Genomic DNA, 17349 nt, shown 5'->3' on the forward strand with positions numbered 1-17349 from the left:
GGCCCCCATGGCGCCCGCTTTTTCCTAGGGAGGTCCCCTGGACATCGAGGCCCATGGGCGAGAGCATTTGGAGCGTTGGTATGGTCCATGCTGAAGAAGTGGTGAAAAGCTTCGGCGCCCTGAGGGCCCTAGACCGGGTCAGCCTCTCGGTGCGTCCGGGGGAAGTCTTCGGCCTTCTGGGGCCCAATGGGGCGGGGAAGACCACCTTGGTGCGCATCCTCACCGGGGTTCTCAGGCCCGATGAGGGAAAGGCCCAGGTAGCCGGCCTGGACGTGGTGCGGGCCCCCCACCGGGTGAAGGAGCGGATCGGCTACGCCACGCAGGAGCAGAGCGTTTACCGCGACCTCACTGTGGAAGAAAACCTCCTTTTCCGGGCCAGGCTCTACCGCCCCGGGGAGGCCCAGGCCCTGGCGGAGGAGGCCCTCCTTCGCTTTGGCCTCCGGCCCTATGCCAAGATCCTGGCGGGGCATCTTTCCGGCGGGTGGCGGCAAAGGCTGGCCCTGGCCCAGGCGGTGGTCCACCGCCCGGAGGTCCTCTTCCTAGACGAGCCCACCACGGGGCTGGACCCCCTTTCCCGCCGGAGCATTTGGGACCTAATCCACGAAGAGGCGGGGAGGGGGGCCTCGGTCCTGGTCACCACCCACTACATGGACGAGGCCGAGCGGTGCCACCGCCTGGCCCTTCTCTTTGGAGGGCGGGTCCTAGCCCAGGGCACCCCCCAGGAGCTCAAGGCCCTGGCCCGAGAGCGGGCCCGCTTCCTTTTCGCCCAGGGCCTTTCCTTGGAGGCCCTTCGGGGGCTTCCGGGAGTCTTCGAGGCCTGGCCAAGCGGCGAGGGGGTGAGGCTCATCGCCCGGCCCTCCTTTCCCCTGGGGCCGGGGTTTCAAGAGGTTGAGCCCAGCCTGGAGGACGTGTTCGTCCTCCTCACCAAGGAGGCCCTATGAGCCGCATCCTGGCCCTGGCGCTAAAAGAGCTTTTGCAGATCCGGCGGGACCACGTCCTGCCCCGCCTCATCGTCCTCCTACCTACCCTGATGCTCCTCCTCTTCGGCTACGCCATCAACTTCACCCTGAGGGACATCCCCCTGGTCCTTTACGACGTCTCTAGGGACCGTATCAGCGAAGCCCTTCTCCGTGAACTCACCCGGGGGGGCGTCTTCCGCCTGGCCCTGGAGGCGGAAAGCCCTGGTGGGGTGGTGGCGGCCATAGATCGGGGCCAAGCCCGGGTGGGCCTGGTGGTACCCCCGGGGGCCCTGGAAAAGGTGCGCCGGGGGGAGAGTGTGGCCCTCCAGGTTTACGTGGACGGCGCCGACCCCAACTTCGCCTTCCAGGCCCAGGCCGCCCTGAGGAAGGCCCTCCAGGAGGTGAACGCCCGCATTCTGGTGAGCCGGGCGTTGGCCGGGGAGAGGGTGCTTCCCCCCTTGAGCCCGGAGCTTCACACCCTCTACAACCCGGAGAACAAAACGGCGTGGTTCATGATCCCCGGGATCATCGGCCTGGTGCTCACCATGTTCACCGTGCTCCTCACCGCCCTCTCCATTGTGCGGGAGGCGGAAAGCCGCATGATGGAAAGCCTCCTCGCCTCCCCCTTAAGGCCCCACGAGATGGTTTTGGGGAAGGTGCTCCCCTACCTCTTCATCGCCTTCGGGGTGGCCCTTTTGGTGTTGGCCTTGGGGCACTGGGTCTTTGGGGTGCCGGTGCGGGGAAGCCTGGGGCTTCTCCTCCTGGCCATGTTCCTCTTCGTCCTGGGCTCCTTGGCGGCGGGGGTGTTCATTTCCACCCTGGCCCGCACCCAGGTGCAGGCGGTCTTCGGCACTTACGCCTACGCCTTCCCCACCATCTTCCTCTCCGGGTTTGTCTTCCCCGTGGACGGCATGCCCCGGTTTTTCCAGCTTCTTTCCTACCTGGTCCCCGCCCGCTACCTCATTGAGGTCCTGCGGGGGGTGATGCTTAAGGGGGTGGGGCTTGCGGTGCTTTGGCCCCACTTGCTGGCCCTGGCCCTTTTTTCCGGCCTGGTGCTCTTCCTGGCCTCGGCCCGCTTCCAGAGGCAGGTGGCGGTATGAAAAGGCTTTTCGCCCTTTTCCCCTTTTGCGCCCTGGCCCTGGCCCAGGGGCGCCTCGAGGCCGGGCTCTTTGCCGCCCTCTCGGGGCCCGTCCCGGCCCTGGAGGCCGGATGGGCCCTGGGGGAGGGCGAGGTCTTCGCCCGCCTGGCCCTCCCCCGGGGGGCCTTGGGCTACGCGGGAAGCCTCTCCCTGGGGCCTCTGGGCTTCCTGGCCTACGGCCTCCAGGGGGAGGTGGGCGAGGGGGGCTTGGGCGGGGCAGCCTTCCTGGAGGGCGGGGCCGGGCCCTTGGCCCTGGAGGGGAGGCTGGGCTACCGGCCCCAAAGGGCCTACCCCCTCTTCCCCGAGGAGGGGTTCTTCGGGAGGCTCTTCCTCCGCTACCGCCCCGCCGCCAGCGGGGTGGTGGGCCTGGAGCTCGCCCGCGGCACCCCCCCGAGGCCCCCTTCCTGGGGTCTCCAGCCCGGGTTTTCCTCCTGGCGCCTGGAGGGAAGCTACGCCTTTCGGGAAGGGGCCACCTACACCCTTGGGGCGGGGCTTTCCGGCCTCCCCTACGCCCTTTTGGGCTGGAAGGGGGAGGTGGGGGAGGAGGGGGAGGTCCTGGAGCTTCTCCTGCGCCTTGGGGGGGTGAACCGCCTCGAGGCCGGCCTTTACTTAGGGGAGGCTAGCCTTTTCCTCACCCTCTCCTACCCGTGGGCGGGTAGCCTTTTGGCGTGGCTGGGGGACCTGGGCCTCGAGGCGGGCTACGAGGGGGCCCCCTACGCCTGGGTCCGCTACGCCTGGAGGTGGCCGTGAGGGAGCGACCGCAGCTAAGGAAGGTTTTTGGACTCGTGGCCCTTCTCTCCCTGGCCCTGGCCCAAAGCCCTCAGGAGATCCTCGGCCGGATGGTGCGCAACCTGGATGCGCCCTGGCAGGCGGAGGTCCGGGGGGAGGTCCAGGGCCAGGCGGGGAGGGAGGAGTTCCGGGCCCGGGTCTACGCCATTTCCCGCCAGGGGCTTTTCCGCATTGAGTTCCTCAAGCCCCCTTCCCTGGAGGGCAACTTCACCGTCATCACCGACAAGGAGGTCTGGAACTACCTTTACCTGACCAATCAACTGGTCATCAGTTCCAAGGAGAAGGCCCAGGTCCCCGGCCTGGGCTTCAACCCCGCCCTTTTGGGCAACGCCCAGGCCCTAGCGGAGCGCTTGGACTTAAGGCTCTTGGGCCGGGTCTCCACCCCCCAGGGCCCCGCCTACCGCCTCCTGGGCCAGCCCAAGCCCGGGGAGAACCTGGGGTTCCGGGAGATGGAGCTCTGGGTTCTGGAGGAGGACCCCCGTCCGGTCCGCTTCCTCTTCCGCGACGAGGAGGGTCGGGTTTTGGCCGACCTTCAGGTGGTGGGCTTCCAGCGGGCCAACCTCACCCCGGCCCAGCTCAAGCGTTACCCCAAGGACGCCCAGGTGGTCCGCCGCTAGGTCTCGGCGTAGAGGGGGGTGGAGAGGTACTTCCATCCCCCGTCCGGACTGATGCAGGCCACCCGCTTGCCGGGCCCGAGTTCGCGGGCTACCTGGAGCGCAGCCCAGACGATCCCCCCCGAGCTCATGCCCAAAAAGAGCCCCTCCTCCCGGGCTAGCCTCCGGGCGAGGGGAAAGGCGTCCTCCTCCCACACCTGGATCACCCCGTCCAGGAGGGAAAGGTCCAGGTTCTCGGGGATGAAGCCTGGGCCCATGCCCTGAAACCCGTGCTGGCCCATCTTCCCCCCGGAGAGCACGTTGGAGCGGGCGGGCTCCACGGCGAAGACCTTCACGTGGGGGAGGCGCTCCTTAAGGTAGCGCCCCACCCCGGTGATCGTCCCCCCGGTGCCTGAGCCGTAGACGAAGGCGTCTATGCGCCCTTCCAGGGCCTCGTAGAGCTCGGGCCCCGTGGTCTCGTAGTGGGCCCGGACGTTGGCGGGGTTCTTGAACTGGTCCGGCATGAAGGCCCCAAGCTCCTCCTTGAGCCTTAGCGCTTCCTCCCTGGCCGCCAGCATCCGCCTTTCCGGGTCCGTGAGGACGAGCTCTGCCCCGAAGGCTTTTAGGACCCGCTTCCTCTCCTCGGACATCTGGGCGGGCATGGTGAGGATGAGGCGGTAGCCCCGGCTTGCGGCGATCATGGCCAGGCCGATCCCCGTGTTGCCGCTGGTGGGCTCCACGATCGCCTGTCCGGAGCCCGGCCTAAGGATCCCCTTCTCCTCCGCATCCCGGATCATGTACCAGGCGGGGCGGTCCTTGATGGACCCCCCGGGGTTGAGCCCTTCCAGCTTCACCCACACCTCGGCCATGTCTGGCCCCACCACCCTATGGAGGCGCACCACCGGGGTCCTTCCGATGATCCTTTCCACCCGCATACCCCCACTATAGGTCCTGGCCTTCTGCGGCCAGGGCACGGGGAAAACCTCCCAGGTCCTTTTCCCAAGGACCGGAGTCTGGTAGGCTGAGGGGAGCAAGCCTCTTCGGGGCCCCCACCCCAGGTGAACCCCAGCTTGCGAAAGGACGAGCATGAAGGTAGAACAGGACAAGGTAGTGACCATCCGCTACACCCTCCAGGTGGAGGGGCAGGTCTTGGACCAGGGGGAGCTTTCCTACCTGCACGGGCACGGGAACCTCATCCGGGGCCTCGAGGAGGAGCTGGAGGGCCGCGAGGAGGGGGAGCGCTTCCAGGCCCACGTCCCGGCGGAAAAGGCCTACGGCCCCCACGATCCCGAGGGGGTCCAGGTGGTGCCCCTCTCCGCCTTCCCCGAGGACGCCGAGGTGGCTCCTGGGGCCCAGTTCTACGCCCAGGACATGGAGGGGAACCCCATGCCCCTCACCGTGGTGGAGGTCCAGGGGGAGGAGGTCACCGTGGACTTCAACCACCCTCTGGCGGGTAAGGATCTGGACTTTGAGGTAGAGGTGGTGCGGGTGCGCCAGGCCAGCCAGGAGGAGATCCTCCACGGCCACGCGCACGAGGGCGACCCGACCCACTAGCGCGGGGGTCTTGAACCCGGAGCGCCAAGCCCCTAAACTGGGTGGGCGTGGGCAGGCGCTTCCGCGCCCCGACCCGTCTGGCCCCATCGTCTAGCGGTTAGGACGCGGCCCTCTCAAGGCCGAAACGGGGGTTCGATTCCCCCTGGGGTCACCATGGGCGGCTAGCTCAGCTGGCCAGAGCGCTCGCCTTACAAGCGAGAGGACAGAGGTTCAAGTCCTCTGCCGCCCACCACGAAGGGAAGGCGAAGCCCCTGGGAGGACCCCGGGGGCTTCGCCTTTTTTTGACCTAGGGTTGACCCCCATAGCCCCTGCCCGCTTCCTAGACCGCCGCACTGCCCGGAAGCCCCGCCTGGGTCCTTTGAAGGGAACGCAGGTGACGACCCCCCGTTCCGAAGAACAGGGCAGAGGCGGCATATAGGGAAGGTGGTGGAGACGGGGTGGAGCCCCAGGTCGTAAACGGTGAAGCCGGGACAGCTGGCGTCCCCAAGGAGGCGGTCCACGCACCGGAGGGCGGCCTCGAGGCCCGGATTCATGGAAATCTATCCCCGACGCCTCGCTTAGGGGTAGAAAGGCCCTAGGGCCAGGTGACGCAGTAAGGCTTGAGCACTGCGTACTTCCCGCCCCCGTACCGGGAGAGCATGGCCTCTTGCACCCCCTTCTCGGGCCAGAGGTAGTCCACCACTAAAGGGGCGTCCTCGTTCTCCGCCCCGCCCAGGTTCCACGGTCCCGCCTCCTTGCCCACGGGCCGGAAGTGATCGGGGCCGTAGCCGTCCTGGCTTCCCACCAGCACGTAGAGGCAGACCCTCTGCCCCGGGGCGGGGTTGAAGTACCTCTTCTCCAGCTGCACAATCACCTGCTTGTCCGCCGGGTTGCTCCCCACCACGATCCCGTCGGCGGTGTCCGTGCCCTCGGGGAAGCCCACCCGTTGCCCGTACTGGGGCCAGCCTGCCGCCTTGAGGAAGAGGTCCCAGGGGTGCTCGGGGTCAAAGGCCACCTTGGCCCCCTTGGCGAAGGGGTCGGTGCGGCCCCCCTCCTTGAAATCCAGGTAGACGTTGAGGAGCTGGTGGCTGAAGCCCGCCGGGGCCCCCCAGGGGTTGGTCATCTCCTTGAAGGTGAAGACGAAGGTCCAGGTGGCCCCGCTGTCCAGGACCCGCATCTCCAGGAGGTCAAAGAGCCCCTTAAAGGGAGCGAAGGCCTGGTTCTTGGGGTAGGTGTAGGTTCCGGGGCCGTGCTCGTCCCCCTCGGGATCCTTAAGCACCAGGACCTCTCTTCCGGTCAGGCGCTGGGGCAGGGCGAGGGAGAGGGGGTTGGCGTTGGGGGCGGTGTCCAGAACCTTGCCACCCTTTTCCAGGACCACGGCGAGGCGCAGGGTGTCCCCGGGCTCGGCCTTCAGGGTGGTGTAGGGGATGCGCATCTCCACCACCTCGCCCACGTAGGCCCGCCGCCCCCCGAGGTCGGCGGGGGAACTGGCCAGGACCCAGGCCCCGTCCCGGTAGGCGTAGCGCACCAGCACGGCCTCTCTTTCCCGCACCTGGTCCAGTTCCAGGGTGATCCGCTGTTGCAGGGGGAAGCCCAGGGAGACCCGGCTGCCTTAAAGGCAAGCTTTTTCACCGCTCTATCTCCCTTGGAAAGGGTTCCAGGGGCATGCCCCCATTCTAAGGGGTTTCCGTGGGGATAATGGGGCCATGGCCCTTCTCTTCACCCCCCTAAGGCTTCGGGAGGTTCGGCTCAGAAACCGCCTGGCCATGTCCCCCATGTGCCAGTACTCGGCCACAGGAGAAGGAGGGGTCACGGACTGGCACCTCCTCCACTACCCCACCCGGGCCCTAGGTGGGGTAGGCCTCGTGATCGTGGAGGCCACGGCGGTCCTTCCCGAGGGAAGGATCAGCCCCTTTGACCTGGGCATCTGGTCCGAGGAGCACGTTCCGGGGCTTAGCGAGCTTGCGCGGCGGATCCGGGAGGCGGGGGCGGTGCCGGGGATCCAGCTCGCCCACGCCGGGCGCAAGGCGGGGACGGCCAGGCCGTGGGAAGGGGGCAAGCCCTTGGGATGGAAGGTGGTGGGGCCGAGCCCCCTCCCCTTTGCCGAGGGTTACCCCGTGCCCGAGCCCCTCACGGAGGAGGGGATGGCGCGGGTTCTTCAGGCCTTCGTAGAGGGGGCAAGGCGCGCCCTAAGGGCGGGCTTCCAGGTCCTTGAGCTCCACATGGCCCACGGCTATCTGCTTTCCTCCTTCCTCTCCCCTCTTTCCAACCAGAGGAGCGACGCCTACGGGGGAAGCCTCGAGGCCAGGATGCGTTTTCCCCTGGAGGTGGCCAAGGCGGTGCGGGAGGCTATACCCCCTGAGCTTCCCCTTTTCGTGCGGGTCTCGGCCACGGACTGGGGGGAAGGGGGGTGGGGCCTCGAGGACACCCTGGCCTTCGCGGAGAGGCTCAAGGCCCTGGGGGTGGACCTTTTGGACCTCTCCTCCGGCGGGGTGGTGCCGGGGGTGAGGGTTCCCGTGGCCCCGGGCTTCCAGGTGCCCTTCGCCGACGCCGTGCGGAAGCGGGTGGGGATGCGGACGGGGGCGGTGGGCCTCCTCACCACGCCGGAGCAGGCCGAGACCGTGCTCCAGGCGGGAAGCGCCGACCTCGTCCTCCTGGGCCGCGTGCTCCTTAGGGACCCCTACTTCCCCTTGCGGGCGGCCCAGGCCCTGGGGGCGGAGGTTCCCATTCCGCCCCAGTACCAGAGGGCCTTTTGATACCTCCCGGCCGGTCCCCCAGGGCATGGGGGCCTTTCTATCCCTCGCTTCGCAGAAGCTCCAGGAGGGCCCTGCGGTGCGCCTCGTAGGCCGCCCGGCCCTGGGGGGTGAGGGCCACCCAGGTCCTCGGCCTTTTGCCCTGGTACCCCTTTTCCACCCGCACGTACCCGGCCTCCTCCAGCTTGGCGAGGTGGCTGGAGAGGTTGCCCTCCGTGAGGCCCAGGGCGTCCTTGAGCCAGGAAAACTCCACCTGGGCCCCCTCCCCCAGGGCATGGAGAAGGGCCATGATCCGGAGGCGGGTCTCCTGGTGGATCACCGGGTCCAGCGCCAAAGGAGCACCCCCCCATAGACCAAGGCCAAGAGCCCCACCGCGCCCATCCCCAGGTGAAAGAGGTCAGGGAAGGCCCGGTAGAGGACGAGGTCCACGGCGAAGAGCCCTAGCCCCGCCCAGGCCATTCCCGGGATCCGCCAGAGGGTGCCCAGGTAGGCGTAGGCGAAGGCCACCAGGCTGACCAGGAAGCTTTCCCCCCTAAGGTCCGTGGGCGGGAGGAGGAAGAGCCAGTGGAGGAGGGCAAAGAGGGTGAGCAGGGCCCAGAAGTAGAAGGTCTGGAGCCCCAGGAAGGTCCTCACGCTCACCCCCTGCCGGGCCCCCAGGTAAAAGGAGAGGAGCCCGCCCAGGGGGCCCGCCACCGTCCAGAAACGCCCTCCCACCTCCTTATTCCAGGCCAGGAGAAAGCCTCCCAAGGCCCAGAGCGCGCCCCAGAGCACGAGGGTCCATCCCCCCAGGAGGGCGAGCTTTAGCCGGGCTTCCCCTTCCGTCTCTTCCAAGCTCTTTAAAAGCGTCCGGGCTTCCTCCCGTTTCATGGTCTACCTCCCCCAAAGAGCACCCGAAAGTACCCTCCTCCTCCCGCGAACCCCAGGGGAAGGGCGTACCCGGCGCCGAGGCCCAGAAGCCAGCCCCCTTCCCGCCCCAGGAGCAGGAAAGCCCTGACCCCCAGGTCCAGGAGAAAACCGCCCCCCGCCCGGCTTTCCCCACCCAGGCCTAGGACGGGGAGGAGGTAAGCCCCCTCTCCCTGGGGGAGGAGGAGCCCCACCAGGAAGGCCCCGCCGCTACCCAAAGGCCCACCCCAGGCCTCCCCGCCCAAGGCGATCCCCTGGAAGGTGCCAAACCCCCCGCCGCCTCCCTGGAGGCTGCCCTGGAAGCCCACAAAGCCGTAGCCCAGGGAGCCCGCCAGGGCTGTGCCGAGAAGAAGGCTGAGGCTCAGGACTAGGGTTCTCATGTTTCACCCCCTACAAATAGGTTTGTATCACAGAGTAATCTGCCTGTCAAGAAACTCTCCCGCCCCTTTCCGTTAAACTTTCCCCATGAAGGCCATAAGGGTTCACCAGGTAGGGGGTCCGGAGGTGTTGCGGCTTGAGGAGCTTCCCCTCCCCGAGCCTGGGCCTGGGGAGGTTCTGGTCCGCCTCCAGGCCATCGGGGTCAACTACATTGACACCTACAAGCGGAGGGGCCTTTACCCCATGCCCCTCCCCTTTACCCTGGGGGAGGAGGGCGCCGGGGTGGTGGAGAAGGTGGGGGAGGGGGTGGTGGGGGTGAGGCCCGGGGACCGGGTGGCCTTCGCCAACGTCCAAGGGGCCTACGCCGAGTACCAGGTGGTCCCGGCGGAGAGGCTCGTGCCCATCCCCGAGGGGCTGGACTTCAAGCTCGCGGCGGCCGTCCTCCTCCAGGGCATGACCGTGCACTACCTCCTGGAGAGCACCTACCCCGTGGCCCCGGGGGACCAGGTCCTGGTCCACGCGGGGGCGGGGGGGGTGGGCCAGCTCCTCATCCCGTGGGCCAAGCGGAAGGGCGCCACGGTCTACGCCACGGCCAGCACCCCCGAGAAGCGGCGGCTCTGCCTCGAGGCGGGCGCCGACTACGCCCTGCCCTACGAGGGCTTCGCCCAGGCGGTGAAGGCCCTCTCCGGGGGTGGGGTGGACGTGGTCTACGACGGGGTGGGGAAGGACACCTTTGAGGGGAGCCTGGACGCCCTCCGCCCCCGGGGGATGCTCGTCCTCTTCGGCCAGTCCTCGGGGCCCGTCCCCCCCTTGGACCCCCAGGTCCTGAACCGCAAGGGCAGCCTCTTCCTCACCCGCCCCACCCTCCACCACCACACGGCGAGCCGCAAGGAGCTCCTTTGGCGCGCTGGGGAGGTCTTCCGGGCCGTGCGGGAGGGGTGGCTTCGGGTCCTCATCGGGGCCGAGTTCCCCCTGGAAGGGGCGAGGGAGGCCCACGAGGCCCTGGAGGGGCGCAAGACCGTGGGCAAGGTGCTCCTAATCCCCTAGGAAGCGGGCTTTCCAGGCGCGAAGCCCCTCCTCCGGCAACCCTGCTCCCCGCACGGTGCAGGCCAGGGCGGAGAGGGCCACCGCCCCCCTTAGGGCCGCCTCCAGGTCTTCCCGGGGGAGGGCCCGGAGGTTCTCCCGGCCGTAGCCGCGCCGGAGGAGGAGGGCGAGGAGCCCGGCGGTGAAGGCGTCCCCCGCCCCCACGGTGTCCGCCACGGCCACCTTCTCCCCGGGCACCCGCACCTCCCCCTCTCCCCAGAAGGCCACCGCCCCCTCAGGGCCCAGGGTGAGGACCTTGAGGGGGGTGGGCAGGCGCCGCACCCCCTCCAGGGGGCCTTCGGGGAAGAGGAGGCGGGCGTCCTCCAGGGAGAGCTTCAGGAGGTCCACCCGGGCGAGGAAGCCCTGGATGGCGGCGCGCTCGGCCTGCGTGGGGGGATGGCGCAGGTTGGGGTCGTAGGAGGTGAGGACCCCTTCCCGCAGGGCCTCCCCGAGGAGGGCCTCCACGCCCCCTCGGGTCCGGGCCTCGAGGGCGAACAGGGAGCCGAGGTGGAAGGCCCGGGCCCCCTTCAGGGCCCCCTCCTCGGCGCGGAAGGGGTCGTGGAAGGGGCGGTGGAAGCTGTAAAGGGGATTGCCCTCCCCGTCCAGGCGCACCAGGGCCAGGGGCATGGGCGCGGGATGGCGTGTTAGCCGCGCCTCGAGGCCCCGCCTGGCCATCTCTGCCTCGCTCCAGGCGGAAAGCCAGTCCTGTCCCACCTCCGAGAGGAAGCGCACGGCAAACCCCAGGCGGCGCAGGGCGCTGGCGGTGTTCAGGACCGAGCCCCCCAGGACCCCGGTGAAGCGCAAGGGCGCCTCCTCCTCCAGGACCAGGTCCACCAGAACCTCGCCCACGAGAACCAGCATGCGCCCATTATGGGGGTTTACCCTGAGGGGCGTGGAGGTCTTGGGAGAGGCGTTGCGCCTCTGGCGGGAGGGGCGCTACTTTGAGGTCCACGAGGTGCTGGAGGAGGCCTGGCGGGAGGCGAGGGGGGAGGAGCGCCGCTTCCTCCAGGGCCTCATCCTCCTGGCCGCCGCCCTTCACCAGCAGGGGCTGGGGAAAAGCGGCCTCAGGAACCTGAGGAAGGCCGAGGCCAGGCTCAGGGGCCTCCCTTCCCCCTACCTGGGCCTGGACTGGCGGCCCCTCCTCCTGGAGGCTCGGCGTAGACTTGGGGCGTGAAGGCGGAGGTCTTGGTCTACCGCGGCGGCCTGGTGGAAAACCGGCACCGGGCCTCTTTGGCGGTCTACGGGGAAGGGGGGCTTGTGGCCTATGCCGGGAGCCCCGCCCTGGTGAGCTACCTGCGCTCCTCGGCCAAACCCTTTCAGGCCCTGGCCCTTTTCCTCACGGGGGCGGCGGAGCGGTTCGGCCTGGACGAGGAGGAGATCGCCCTGGCCACGGCGAGCCACGACGGCACCCCCCTGCACGTAGAGGTGGCAGCCCGCTTCCTGGGAAAGCTCGGCCTGGGTCCGGAGCACCTGGTCTGCGGCACCCATCCCCCGCTTTCCAAGGAGGCCCGCCAGGCCTTGGAGCGGGCGGGGCTAGGGCCTACCCCGCTTCACCACAACTGCTCGGGCAAGCACGCGGCCATGCTGGCCGCCGCCCTGGCCCTGGGGGCGCCCACGGAGGGCTACGAGCGCCCCGAGCACCCGGTCCAGGCCCTGAACCGCAGGACGCTGGGGGCCCTCGCCGGTGCCGAACCCCTCCACGCCACGGACGGCTGCAGCGTCCCCACCTTCGCCCTGCCCCTCGCCCGGGCGGCCCGGGCCTTTTACCTCCTCGCCAGGCCGGAGGAGGCCCCCGAGGCCTACCGGGAGGCGCTCCTACGGGTGCAGGGGGCCATGCGGCGCCACCCCCACCTGGTGGCGGGGCCGGGGAGCATAGACACCCTCCTCATGGAGAGGCTGCCCCTGGTGGCGAAGCGGGGGGCGGAGGGCTACTACGGCCTGGCCCTCCTCAGCACCCCGAAGGGGCCTTTGGGCGTGGCCCTTAAGGTGGAGGACGGCTCCGCCCAGGCCCGGGAGGTGCTGGTGGTGGCCCTCCTCCGGGCCTTGGGCCTCCCTCCCGGCCCCACCCCCTGGGACCGTCCCGAGGTGAGGAACCATAGGGGGCTTCCCGTGGGCCACCTCGAGGCCCGCCTCGAGCTCGCCTGGCTCTGACGCTGCCCCAGCTTCCGGGGTACAAGCGGTAGCCCAGGGCGAGGAGGTCCAGGACCTTGTCCGTGGCCGCCTCCTTAAGGGAGGGGGCCATACGCTGGGAAAGGTGGGGGGCGAAGGGGAAGAGGGAGAGGAGGCTGTAGCCCCACACGGGGGCTTTGCGGCCCGTGTCAAAGACCCGGTCCACCCCTTCCATGCGGGGTCCCGGGTGGCGGAAGGGAGGGAAGTCCAGGAGGAGGAGGCCGTCCCCCAGGGCCTGGAAACCCGCCTGGCCCAGGCCCTGGGCGACTTGGGCGAGGGCGCAGCTGGCTCGGGGTGCGGGCCAAGGGGGAGGCCACCAGGTCTGGGGGGCTCTGGTCCCGGAGCGCGTGACCTGCCTGAAGGCCCTCCTCCCAAGGGTGAGGGTCCTCGAGGCCCCTGGGCCTAGCGCACCACCCGCACCTCTACCCCCGGCACCATCCCGAGCCAGCCGCGGTCGGTGGTGAGAACAGGCAGGCGGCGCACCTTCCCAGCGGCCAAGGTGGTAGGTAGGGGCCACCTCGAGGGCGGCAACCCTCCACGCTACCCCTCCTTCCCGTCAACCCATGACGGTTTTAGGCCGCTTCTCAGCCATCCCGCTCGGCCTCCAGCCGCCTCTCCCTCAGGAGCTCCTCGGCGAGGCTCTCCTTGAGGTCGGCGAGCTCCGCCCAGAGCTCCTCTTCCGCCCGCTCCCAGGGGATGAGGACCAGGCGCCCGTCCTCCACCAGGGCCAACAGACGGGTTCCCGGTTCCAGGCCCAGGGCCTTCCGCAAGGGGCGGGGAAGGAGAACCCTTCCCTGGGCGTCCAGGGTGAGCGTGGTGGAGTGTGTGGCCTTCACCGTGTAGCTCATGCTACACCAAACCCTTCAGGAACTCCCGCCCGAGAGGCCCTTCACCGGCTTTTCGTCCGGGCTGGGCCTGTAGGGGGGAGGCGGGCCGATGAAGACACTGGCCCCGTAGCCCCCGGTGAGCGTACGCAGGATGGGGTAGAAGGCCGCCGTCCTCCCCCCTGCCGGTTCGGCACCGGGGCGAGGAGCCCGGCCAGGAGGAGAGCCACCAGGCTCCACTTGACCCGCCGGAGGCCCTACCGCCGCCTAGCAGCCCAGGAGCACCCCAGCCCACCGTGAGCCAAAAGAGGCGGGTACGCAAAACCTCCCGCAGGGCCTGTCCCGCTACACGCCTGTTCTGCTGGCGCAGCGTTTCTACCCCCAAAGGCTCCTGGTCCTGGTCTTTCAACAGCGGATCGTGGCGGGGCTTACCGCCGGGGCGGTCAAGGGCTGAGGGCCCACAAGGCGGCGGAGGCCCTGCGGAGCCCTCAGCCCGCGCGGAGGCCCAGGAGGAGCCCCCCCACAAAGCTGGCCCCGAAGGGGAGGTTGTAGGTGAGCGTGGCCACGAGCCGGTGCCAGAGGCTTTGTAGTCCAGACTGCTGCAGGAGGGGCTCCACGTCCTTTTGGATGCGGGTCCAGTCCACCTCCACGTAGCCGGCCTGGGCCAGGAGCTGGAGGGCGATGAAGAGCAGGCCGAGGACGACGGCAAGGGCGCGCCCCACCTTTTTCAGGGCGTAGCCCACGGCGTACCCTGCCAGGCCGCCAAAGGTGATCTGGCCCAGGTAAGGGGCAAGGTTGGGCAGCTCCACGCCCCTCACCCTAGCCGGGAAGGGACGCTTTCGCAAGGGCAGGGCTTGACTTTCTCCCCGGGGTGTGGGATAGTTAGGAGTCCCGGGAGGACCAACTGGGTTTTCGGGATGAAGGAGAAACATGAAGAAGGGTACCGTCAAGTGGTTTAACGCGGAAAAGGGCTACGGGTTCATCCAGCAGGAAGAGGGTCCGGATGTGTTTGTGCACTTCACGGCCATAGAGGCCGAAGGCTTCCGCACCCTGAACGAGGGGGAGCGGGTGGAGTTTGAGGTGGAGCCCGGCCGGGGCGGCAAGGGGCCCCAGGCCAAGAAGGTGCGGCGCATCTAACCCCACCCCCTTAAGGCCGGTGAAAGGGAAAGGCCCCCTCGAGGGGGCCTTTCCCTTAGGCTAAGGGCATGCGCATCCTGGTCTCCAACGACGACGGCATCTTCTCCCCCGGCATCAAGGCCCTGGGGCTGGCCATGCGGGCCCTGGGGGAGGTCTACGTGGTGGCCCCCGACGTGGAGCGGTCGGCGGTGGGCCACGGCATTACCGTGCGCCATCCCCTGCGCTTCAAGCACACGCAGAGCGCCGGGTTCGGGGAGATCCCCGCCTACCGGGTGGACGGCACCCCGGCGGACTGCGTGGTCCTGGGGGTCCACCTCCTGGGGTGGCCGGACCTCTTGGTCTCCGGCATCAACCTCGGGGTGAACCTCGGCCTGGACCTCACCCACTCGGGCACGGTGGCCGCGGCCCTCGAGGGGGCCTCCTTGGGCATTCCCTCCCTCGCCTTTAGCCTGGACACCTCGGGGGAGGAGCTGAACTTTGCCCGTGCGGCAGAGTGGGCGGTGCGCCTGGCCCGGCGGGTGGCGGAACGGGGGCTGCCCAAGGGGGTCCTCCTCAACGTGAACTTTCCCGCCGGCGCCCCCAAGGGGGTCCTCGTCACCCGCCTCTCCACCCACCGCTTTGAGGACCGGGTGGTGGAGCGCCTGGACCCCGAGGGGAGGCCCTACTACTGGATCGCCGGGACCCCTGTGGGGGAAGAGGAGGAGGGCACGGACCTTTGGGCGGTGCGCCGGGGCTACATCTCCGTCACCCCGGTGAGCCTGGACTTCACCGCCTTGGACTTCCTCCCCGAGCTTGCCCGGTGGCTTGGGGTCCCGGAAGGCCCCTAGAGCAGGCGGACGGGCATCCCCTCCCGGAGGCCCAGGGCCTCCCGGGCGTTACCCCGGTTCACGGCGATCTCCAGAAGCCCCGCGCTTCCTAAGTAGGCCAAGACCTCCCCTTCCGCCGCCTCGCCGAAGGTGCGCAGGACCCGCACCCGCCTCCCCGCCACTTCCACAAAGCTCCCCAAAGGGGCGGCGAGGAGGGTGGTGATGGCGTTGCCGAAGCGGTCAAAGGTGAGGACCTCGCCCCAAGGCCCCGGGCTCAGGGCGAGGGGTAGCCGGAGGAGGCCTTCCGGGGCGACCTCCGGGCCCAGGGCTTCGGGGGGTAGGTCCAGGGCCAGGTGGGCCGCAGCGGGGGCAAAGCGGTCGCGGCCGTGGAAGGTGTGCGCCCCCGGGCGCCAGCCAGGAAGGGGCTCCACGCCTTTGGGCCTGGGCGGGACTACCTCTTCCAGGAGGAAGGCCCGCTTGGGGGGGTCCAGAAGCCAGGCCAGGCTGAAGAGGCCGTTGTCGGGGCCCACGTACCACCGCCTCCCCAAGGCGGCGATGGCCCTTCTCGCCGTGCCCACCCCCGGGTCCACCACCGCCAGGACCACCGCCCCCTCGGGCAGGTAGGGCACGGCCTCAAAGAGGGCGTAGGCGGCCCGGCGCAGGTCCCCCGGGGGCAGGGCGTGGGCCAGGTCGGCCACCCTCGCCCCTGGGGCCCGCTCCTCCAACACCGCCCGCACCACCCCCGCGTAGGGGTCCTCGAGGCCGAAGTCCGAGAGGAAGAAGACGGGCCGCATGGCCTAGAAGCGCCGGAGCCAGGGGGTGGGGAGGAGGGAGAGGACCACCCCGGCCACCACCCAGCCCAAAGCCGTCCCCAGGACCCCCTCCGTGCGGTTCTTGACCCAGAGGAGCCCGGCCCCCAGGAGGAAGAGGAGGAGGGTGGGGCCGGGCACCGCCAGGGCGAAGAGGAGGGCGGAAAGGTAGGGGGAGAGGCTCCGGTAGCGCTCGCGGAAGACCAGGGGAACGAGGCCGCGGAAGAAGGGTTCCATCAGGGCCAGGCCCAGGAAGGCGAGGAGGTGGAGGGGTAGGGTGGAAAACCCGAGGAGGGGGCGCAGCGCCCCGTAGGCGTAGAGGCCCAGGAGCAAGGCAGGCCCTACCCAGAACCCTTCCACCCAGCCCTCGAGGGGCCCCAGGATGGAGGCGAGCCGGGACCGTTGCCAAAGGAGGAGGCCGAGGAAAAGGAGGAGGCCGTAGACCAGGTAGAAGCTTGGCAAGAGCTGGTCCCGCTGGTAGGGCGTGACCAGGGCCAGGCCGTTGCCGAAGAGGACCTTGCCCAGGGCGAAGGCCAGGCCCAAGGCCACGAGCAGGGCCAGAAGGAGGAAGGCGTAAAGGCTTCCCGGCCCCGGCAAGGGGTTCTCCACCACTTCCACGGTGCGCAGGGGCTCAATGCGGCTTTCCCCCAGAAGGACGAGGACCAGGAAGGCGAGGAGGCCCAGGACCCAGGGCCAGGCCCGGGCCAGGAGGAGGCCAGGGAGGTTCTCCAGGCTGGAGAGTTGCCGCAACGCCGCCTGGCCCCGGGCCCAGTCCCCCTGGCCGAAGTAGGCCAAGGCGAGGGTGGCCAGGGCCCGGCGCTGGAGCTCGGGCCTTTGCGCGAGCCCTGGGAGGACCTCCTCCAGAAGGGCTGCCCCTTCCTGGGGCCTCCCCATGAGGAAGAGGAGGCGCCCCTGCTCCAGCCTTTCTTCCAGCGTGGAGCCCAAGGCGGCGAGGCCGAGCTCGGGCCTTCCCGTGGCCAGGTGGAGCCGGGCCAGGAGGAGCCGGACCTCAGGGGTAAGGGGAAGCCCTTGGGCCTCCCTAAGGGCCTCCTCGGGGCGCCCCAGGGCCTCGAGGGCCAGGGCCCGCAGGCGCCTTCCCTCGGGGGTCGGGGGGAGGGCAAGCCTCAGGACCTCCCCGGGCCTGCCCTTCAGGAGCCAGAACCTGGCCCGGAGGAGGGGGGCTTCGGGGTCCTCCCCCAGGCGCTCCAGGTAGGCTTCCGCCTGGGAAAGCTCCTCCTTGTCCAGGTGGATGCGGGTGAGGAGGCGGAGGGTGGGCCGGTGGGCGGGATCGCTCGCCAGGGCCAGCTCGCAGGTAGCCTGGGCGCTTTCCAAGGCGTTCTGCTCGTAGAACCGCTCGCAGCGGAGGTAATACTCGTCCGCTCCCTGGGCCAGGGCGGCCAGCCCAAGGAGCCCAAAGAGCCCCCAGATAAGCCTCATGGACTCCAGTGTACGCCCCCCTTTGCCAAAAGTTTTAG

At 69.4% G+C, this 17349-nt stretch carries 21 protein-coding genes and 2 tRNA genes; 13 read left to right on the forward strand and 10 right to left on the reverse strand.

The window, feature by feature from the left end; genetic code table 11:
* Positions 1-80: 80 nt before the first annotated feature.
* From H531_RS0102080 to H531_RS0102095, 4 genes are read left to right on the forward strand one after another with little or no spacing between them, the layout of a single operon-like run.
* Positions 81-941 carry an ABC transporter ATP-binding protein gene (locus tag H531_RS0102080; RefSeq protein WP_022797708.1) on the forward strand — a complete coding sequence of 287 codons (861 nt, stop codon included), beginning with the start codon at positions 81-83 and terminating at the stop codon, positions 939-941.
* Positions 938-2059, forward strand: coding sequence for an ABC transporter permease (locus tag H531_RS0102085; RefSeq protein WP_022797709.1), 1122 nt, complete (start codon positions 938-940; stop codon positions 2057-2059). The genes H531_RS0102080 and H531_RS0102085 overlap by 4 nt, the downstream gene beginning before the upstream one ends.
* Entirely contained in the window at positions 2056-2847 is a 792-nt protein-coding gene (locus H531_RS0102090; protein WP_022797710.1) for a hypothetical protein, read from the forward strand. The genes H531_RS0102085 and H531_RS0102090 overlap by 4 nt, the downstream gene beginning before the upstream one ends.
* A complete protein-coding gene (locus H531_RS0102095) occupies positions 2844-3503 on the forward strand; it encodes an outer membrane lipoprotein carrier protein LolA (RefSeq protein WP_028490603.1) in 660 nt (219 codons plus the stop codon). Before H531_RS0102090 ends, H531_RS0102095 begins: the two co-directional genes overlap by 4 nt.
* Here H531_RS0102095 and cysK read toward each other — a convergent pair.
* The gene (cysK, locus tag H531_RS0102100; protein ID WP_022797712.1) at positions 3500-4414 is read right to left on the reverse strand and encodes a cysteine synthase A; all 915 of its coding nucleotides are present in this window, start codon (positions 4412-4414) and stop codon (positions 3500-3502) included. The two genes, H531_RS0102095 and cysK, sit on opposite strands and share 4 nt — an antisense overlap.
* A 151-nt stretch (positions 4415-4565) precedes the next feature.
* Between cysK and H531_RS0102105 the strand changes: the two genes are divergently transcribed.
* From H531_RS0102105 to H531_RS0102115, 3 genes are all read left to right on the forward strand, one after another.
* Positions 4566-5033, forward strand: coding sequence for an FKBP-type peptidyl-prolyl cis-trans isomerase (locus tag H531_RS0102105; protein ID WP_022797713.1), 468 nt, complete (start codon positions 4566-4568; stop codon positions 5031-5033).
* A gap of 79 nt (positions 5034-5112) precedes the next feature.
* A tRNA-Glu gene (locus tag H531_RS0102110) sits at positions 5113-5187 on the forward strand.
* A gap of 1 nt (position 5188) precedes the next feature.
* Positions 5189-5265, forward strand: a tRNA-Val gene (locus tag H531_RS0102115).
* 342 nt (positions 5266-5607) lie between these two features.
* On the opposite strand, the gene H531_RS12730 is transcribed toward H531_RS0102115, so the two are convergent.
* On the reverse strand, positions 5608-6564 hold the full coding sequence (locus H531_RS12730; RefSeq protein ID WP_022797714.1) for a glucodextranase DOMON-like domain-containing protein: 957 nt from the start codon (positions 6562-6564) through the stop codon (positions 5608-5610).
* A gap of 154 nt (positions 6565-6718) precedes the next feature.
* Between H531_RS12730 and H531_RS0102125 the strand changes: the two genes are divergently transcribed.
* Positions 6719-7768, forward strand: coding sequence for an NADH:flavin oxidoreductase/NADH oxidase (locus H531_RS0102125; protein ID WP_022797715.1), 1050 nt, complete (start codon positions 6719-6721; stop codon positions 7766-7768).
* A 37-nt stretch (positions 7769-7805) separates the two neighbouring features.
* Here H531_RS0102125 and H531_RS0102130 read toward each other — a convergent pair whose 3' ends face one another.
* From H531_RS0102130 to H531_RS0102140, 3 genes are read right to left on the reverse strand one after another with little or no spacing between them, the layout of a single operon-like run.
* The gene (locus tag H531_RS0102130) at positions 7806-8099 is read right to left on the reverse strand and encodes a winged helix-turn-helix domain-containing protein (protein WP_022797716.1); all 294 of its coding nucleotides are present in this window, start codon (positions 8097-8099) and stop codon (positions 7806-7808) included.
* Complete coding sequence (locus H531_RS0102135) at positions 8081-8632, reverse strand: hypothetical protein (protein ID WP_022797717.1); 552 nt, start codon at positions 8630-8632, stop codon at positions 8081-8083. The genes H531_RS0102130 and H531_RS0102135 overlap by 19 nt, the downstream gene beginning before the upstream one ends.
* The gene (locus H531_RS0102140) at positions 8629-9048 is read right to left on the reverse strand and encodes a hypothetical protein (RefSeq protein WP_022797718.1); all 420 of its coding nucleotides are present in this window, start codon (positions 9046-9048) and stop codon (positions 8629-8631) included. The genes H531_RS0102135 and H531_RS0102140 overlap by 4 nt, the downstream gene beginning before the upstream one ends.
* 85 nt (positions 9049-9133) lie before the next feature.
* On the opposite strand from H531_RS0102140, the gene H531_RS0102145 reads away from it, so the two are divergent.
* Positions 9134-10093 carry a quinone oxidoreductase family protein gene (locus H531_RS0102145; RefSeq protein WP_022797719.1) on the forward strand — a complete coding sequence of 320 codons (960 nt, stop codon included), beginning with the start codon at positions 9134-9136 and terminating at the stop codon, positions 10091-10093.
* Here the strand turns inward: H531_RS0102145 and H531_RS0102150 are convergent.
* The gene (locus H531_RS0102150) at positions 10082-10990 is read right to left on the reverse strand and encodes a carbohydrate kinase family protein (protein ID WP_022797720.1); all 909 of its coding nucleotides are present in this window, start codon (positions 10988-10990) and stop codon (positions 10082-10084) included. The two genes, H531_RS0102145 and H531_RS0102150, sit on opposite strands and share 12 nt — an antisense overlap.
* 31 nt (positions 10991-11021) lie before the next feature.
* Between H531_RS0102150 and H531_RS0102155 the strand changes: the two genes are divergently transcribed.
* Together H531_RS0102155 and H531_RS0102160 are read left to right on the forward strand one after the other, a co-directional pair.
* A complete protein-coding gene (locus tag H531_RS0102155; RefSeq protein ID WP_022797721.1) occupies positions 11022-11303 on the forward strand; it encodes a DUF309 domain-containing protein in 282 nt (93 codons plus the stop codon).
* Entirely contained in the window at positions 11300-12280 is a 981-nt protein-coding gene (locus H531_RS0102160) for an asparaginase (protein WP_022797722.1), read from the forward strand. The genes H531_RS0102155 and H531_RS0102160 overlap by 4 nt, the downstream gene beginning before the upstream one ends.
* Before the next feature lie 602 nt (positions 12281-12882).
* On the opposite strand, the gene H531_RS0102170 is transcribed toward H531_RS0102160, so the two are convergent.
* Positions 12883-13146 carry an AbrB/MazE/SpoVT family DNA-binding domain-containing protein gene (locus H531_RS0102170; protein ID WP_022797723.1) on the reverse strand — a complete coding sequence of 88 codons (264 nt, stop codon included), beginning with the start codon at positions 13144-13146 and terminating at the stop codon, positions 12883-12885.
* A gap of 464 nt (positions 13147-13610) precedes the next feature.
* The gene (locus H531_RS0102175) at positions 13611-13931 is read right to left on the reverse strand and encodes an FUN14 domain-containing protein (RefSeq protein WP_022797724.1); all 321 of its coding nucleotides are present in this window, start codon (positions 13929-13931) and stop codon (positions 13611-13613) included.
* A gap of 121 nt (positions 13932-14052) precedes the next feature.
* On the opposite strand from H531_RS0102175, the gene H531_RS0102180 reads away from it, so the two are divergent.
* Together H531_RS0102180 and surE are read left to right on the forward strand one after the other, a co-directional pair.
* Positions 14053-14259: a cold-shock protein gene (locus H531_RS0102180; RefSeq protein ID WP_022797725.1), complete on the forward strand. Its 207-nt coding sequence runs from the start codon at positions 14053-14055 to the stop codon at positions 14257-14259.
* A gap of 68 nt (positions 14260-14327) precedes the next feature.
* Entirely contained in the window at positions 14328-15086 is a 759-nt protein-coding gene (gene surE, locus H531_RS0102185) for a 5'/3'-nucleotidase SurE (protein ID WP_022797726.1), read from the forward strand.
* Here surE and H531_RS0102190 read toward each other — a convergent pair.
* Together H531_RS0102190 and H531_RS0102195 are read right to left on the reverse strand one after the other, a co-directional pair.
* Positions 15083-15859 (reverse strand): (R)-S-adenosyl-L-methionine hydrolase, encoded by a 777-nt coding sequence (locus H531_RS0102190; protein ID WP_022797727.1) that lies wholly within the window; start codon positions 15857-15859, stop codon positions 15083-15085. The genes surE and H531_RS0102190 overlap by 4 nt on opposite strands.
* Positions 15860-15862: 3 nt before the next feature.
* On the reverse strand, positions 15863-17311 hold the full coding sequence (locus H531_RS0102195; RefSeq protein ID WP_022797728.1) for a tetratricopeptide repeat protein: 1449 nt from the start codon (positions 17309-17311) through the stop codon (positions 15863-15865).
* Positions 17312-17349 lie beyond the last annotated feature (38 nt).

Source organism: Thermus islandicus DSM 21543, from assembly GCF_000421625.1.
Taxonomy (GTDB): domain Bacteria; phylum Deinococcota; class Deinococci; order Deinococcales; family Thermaceae; genus Thermus; species Thermus islandicus.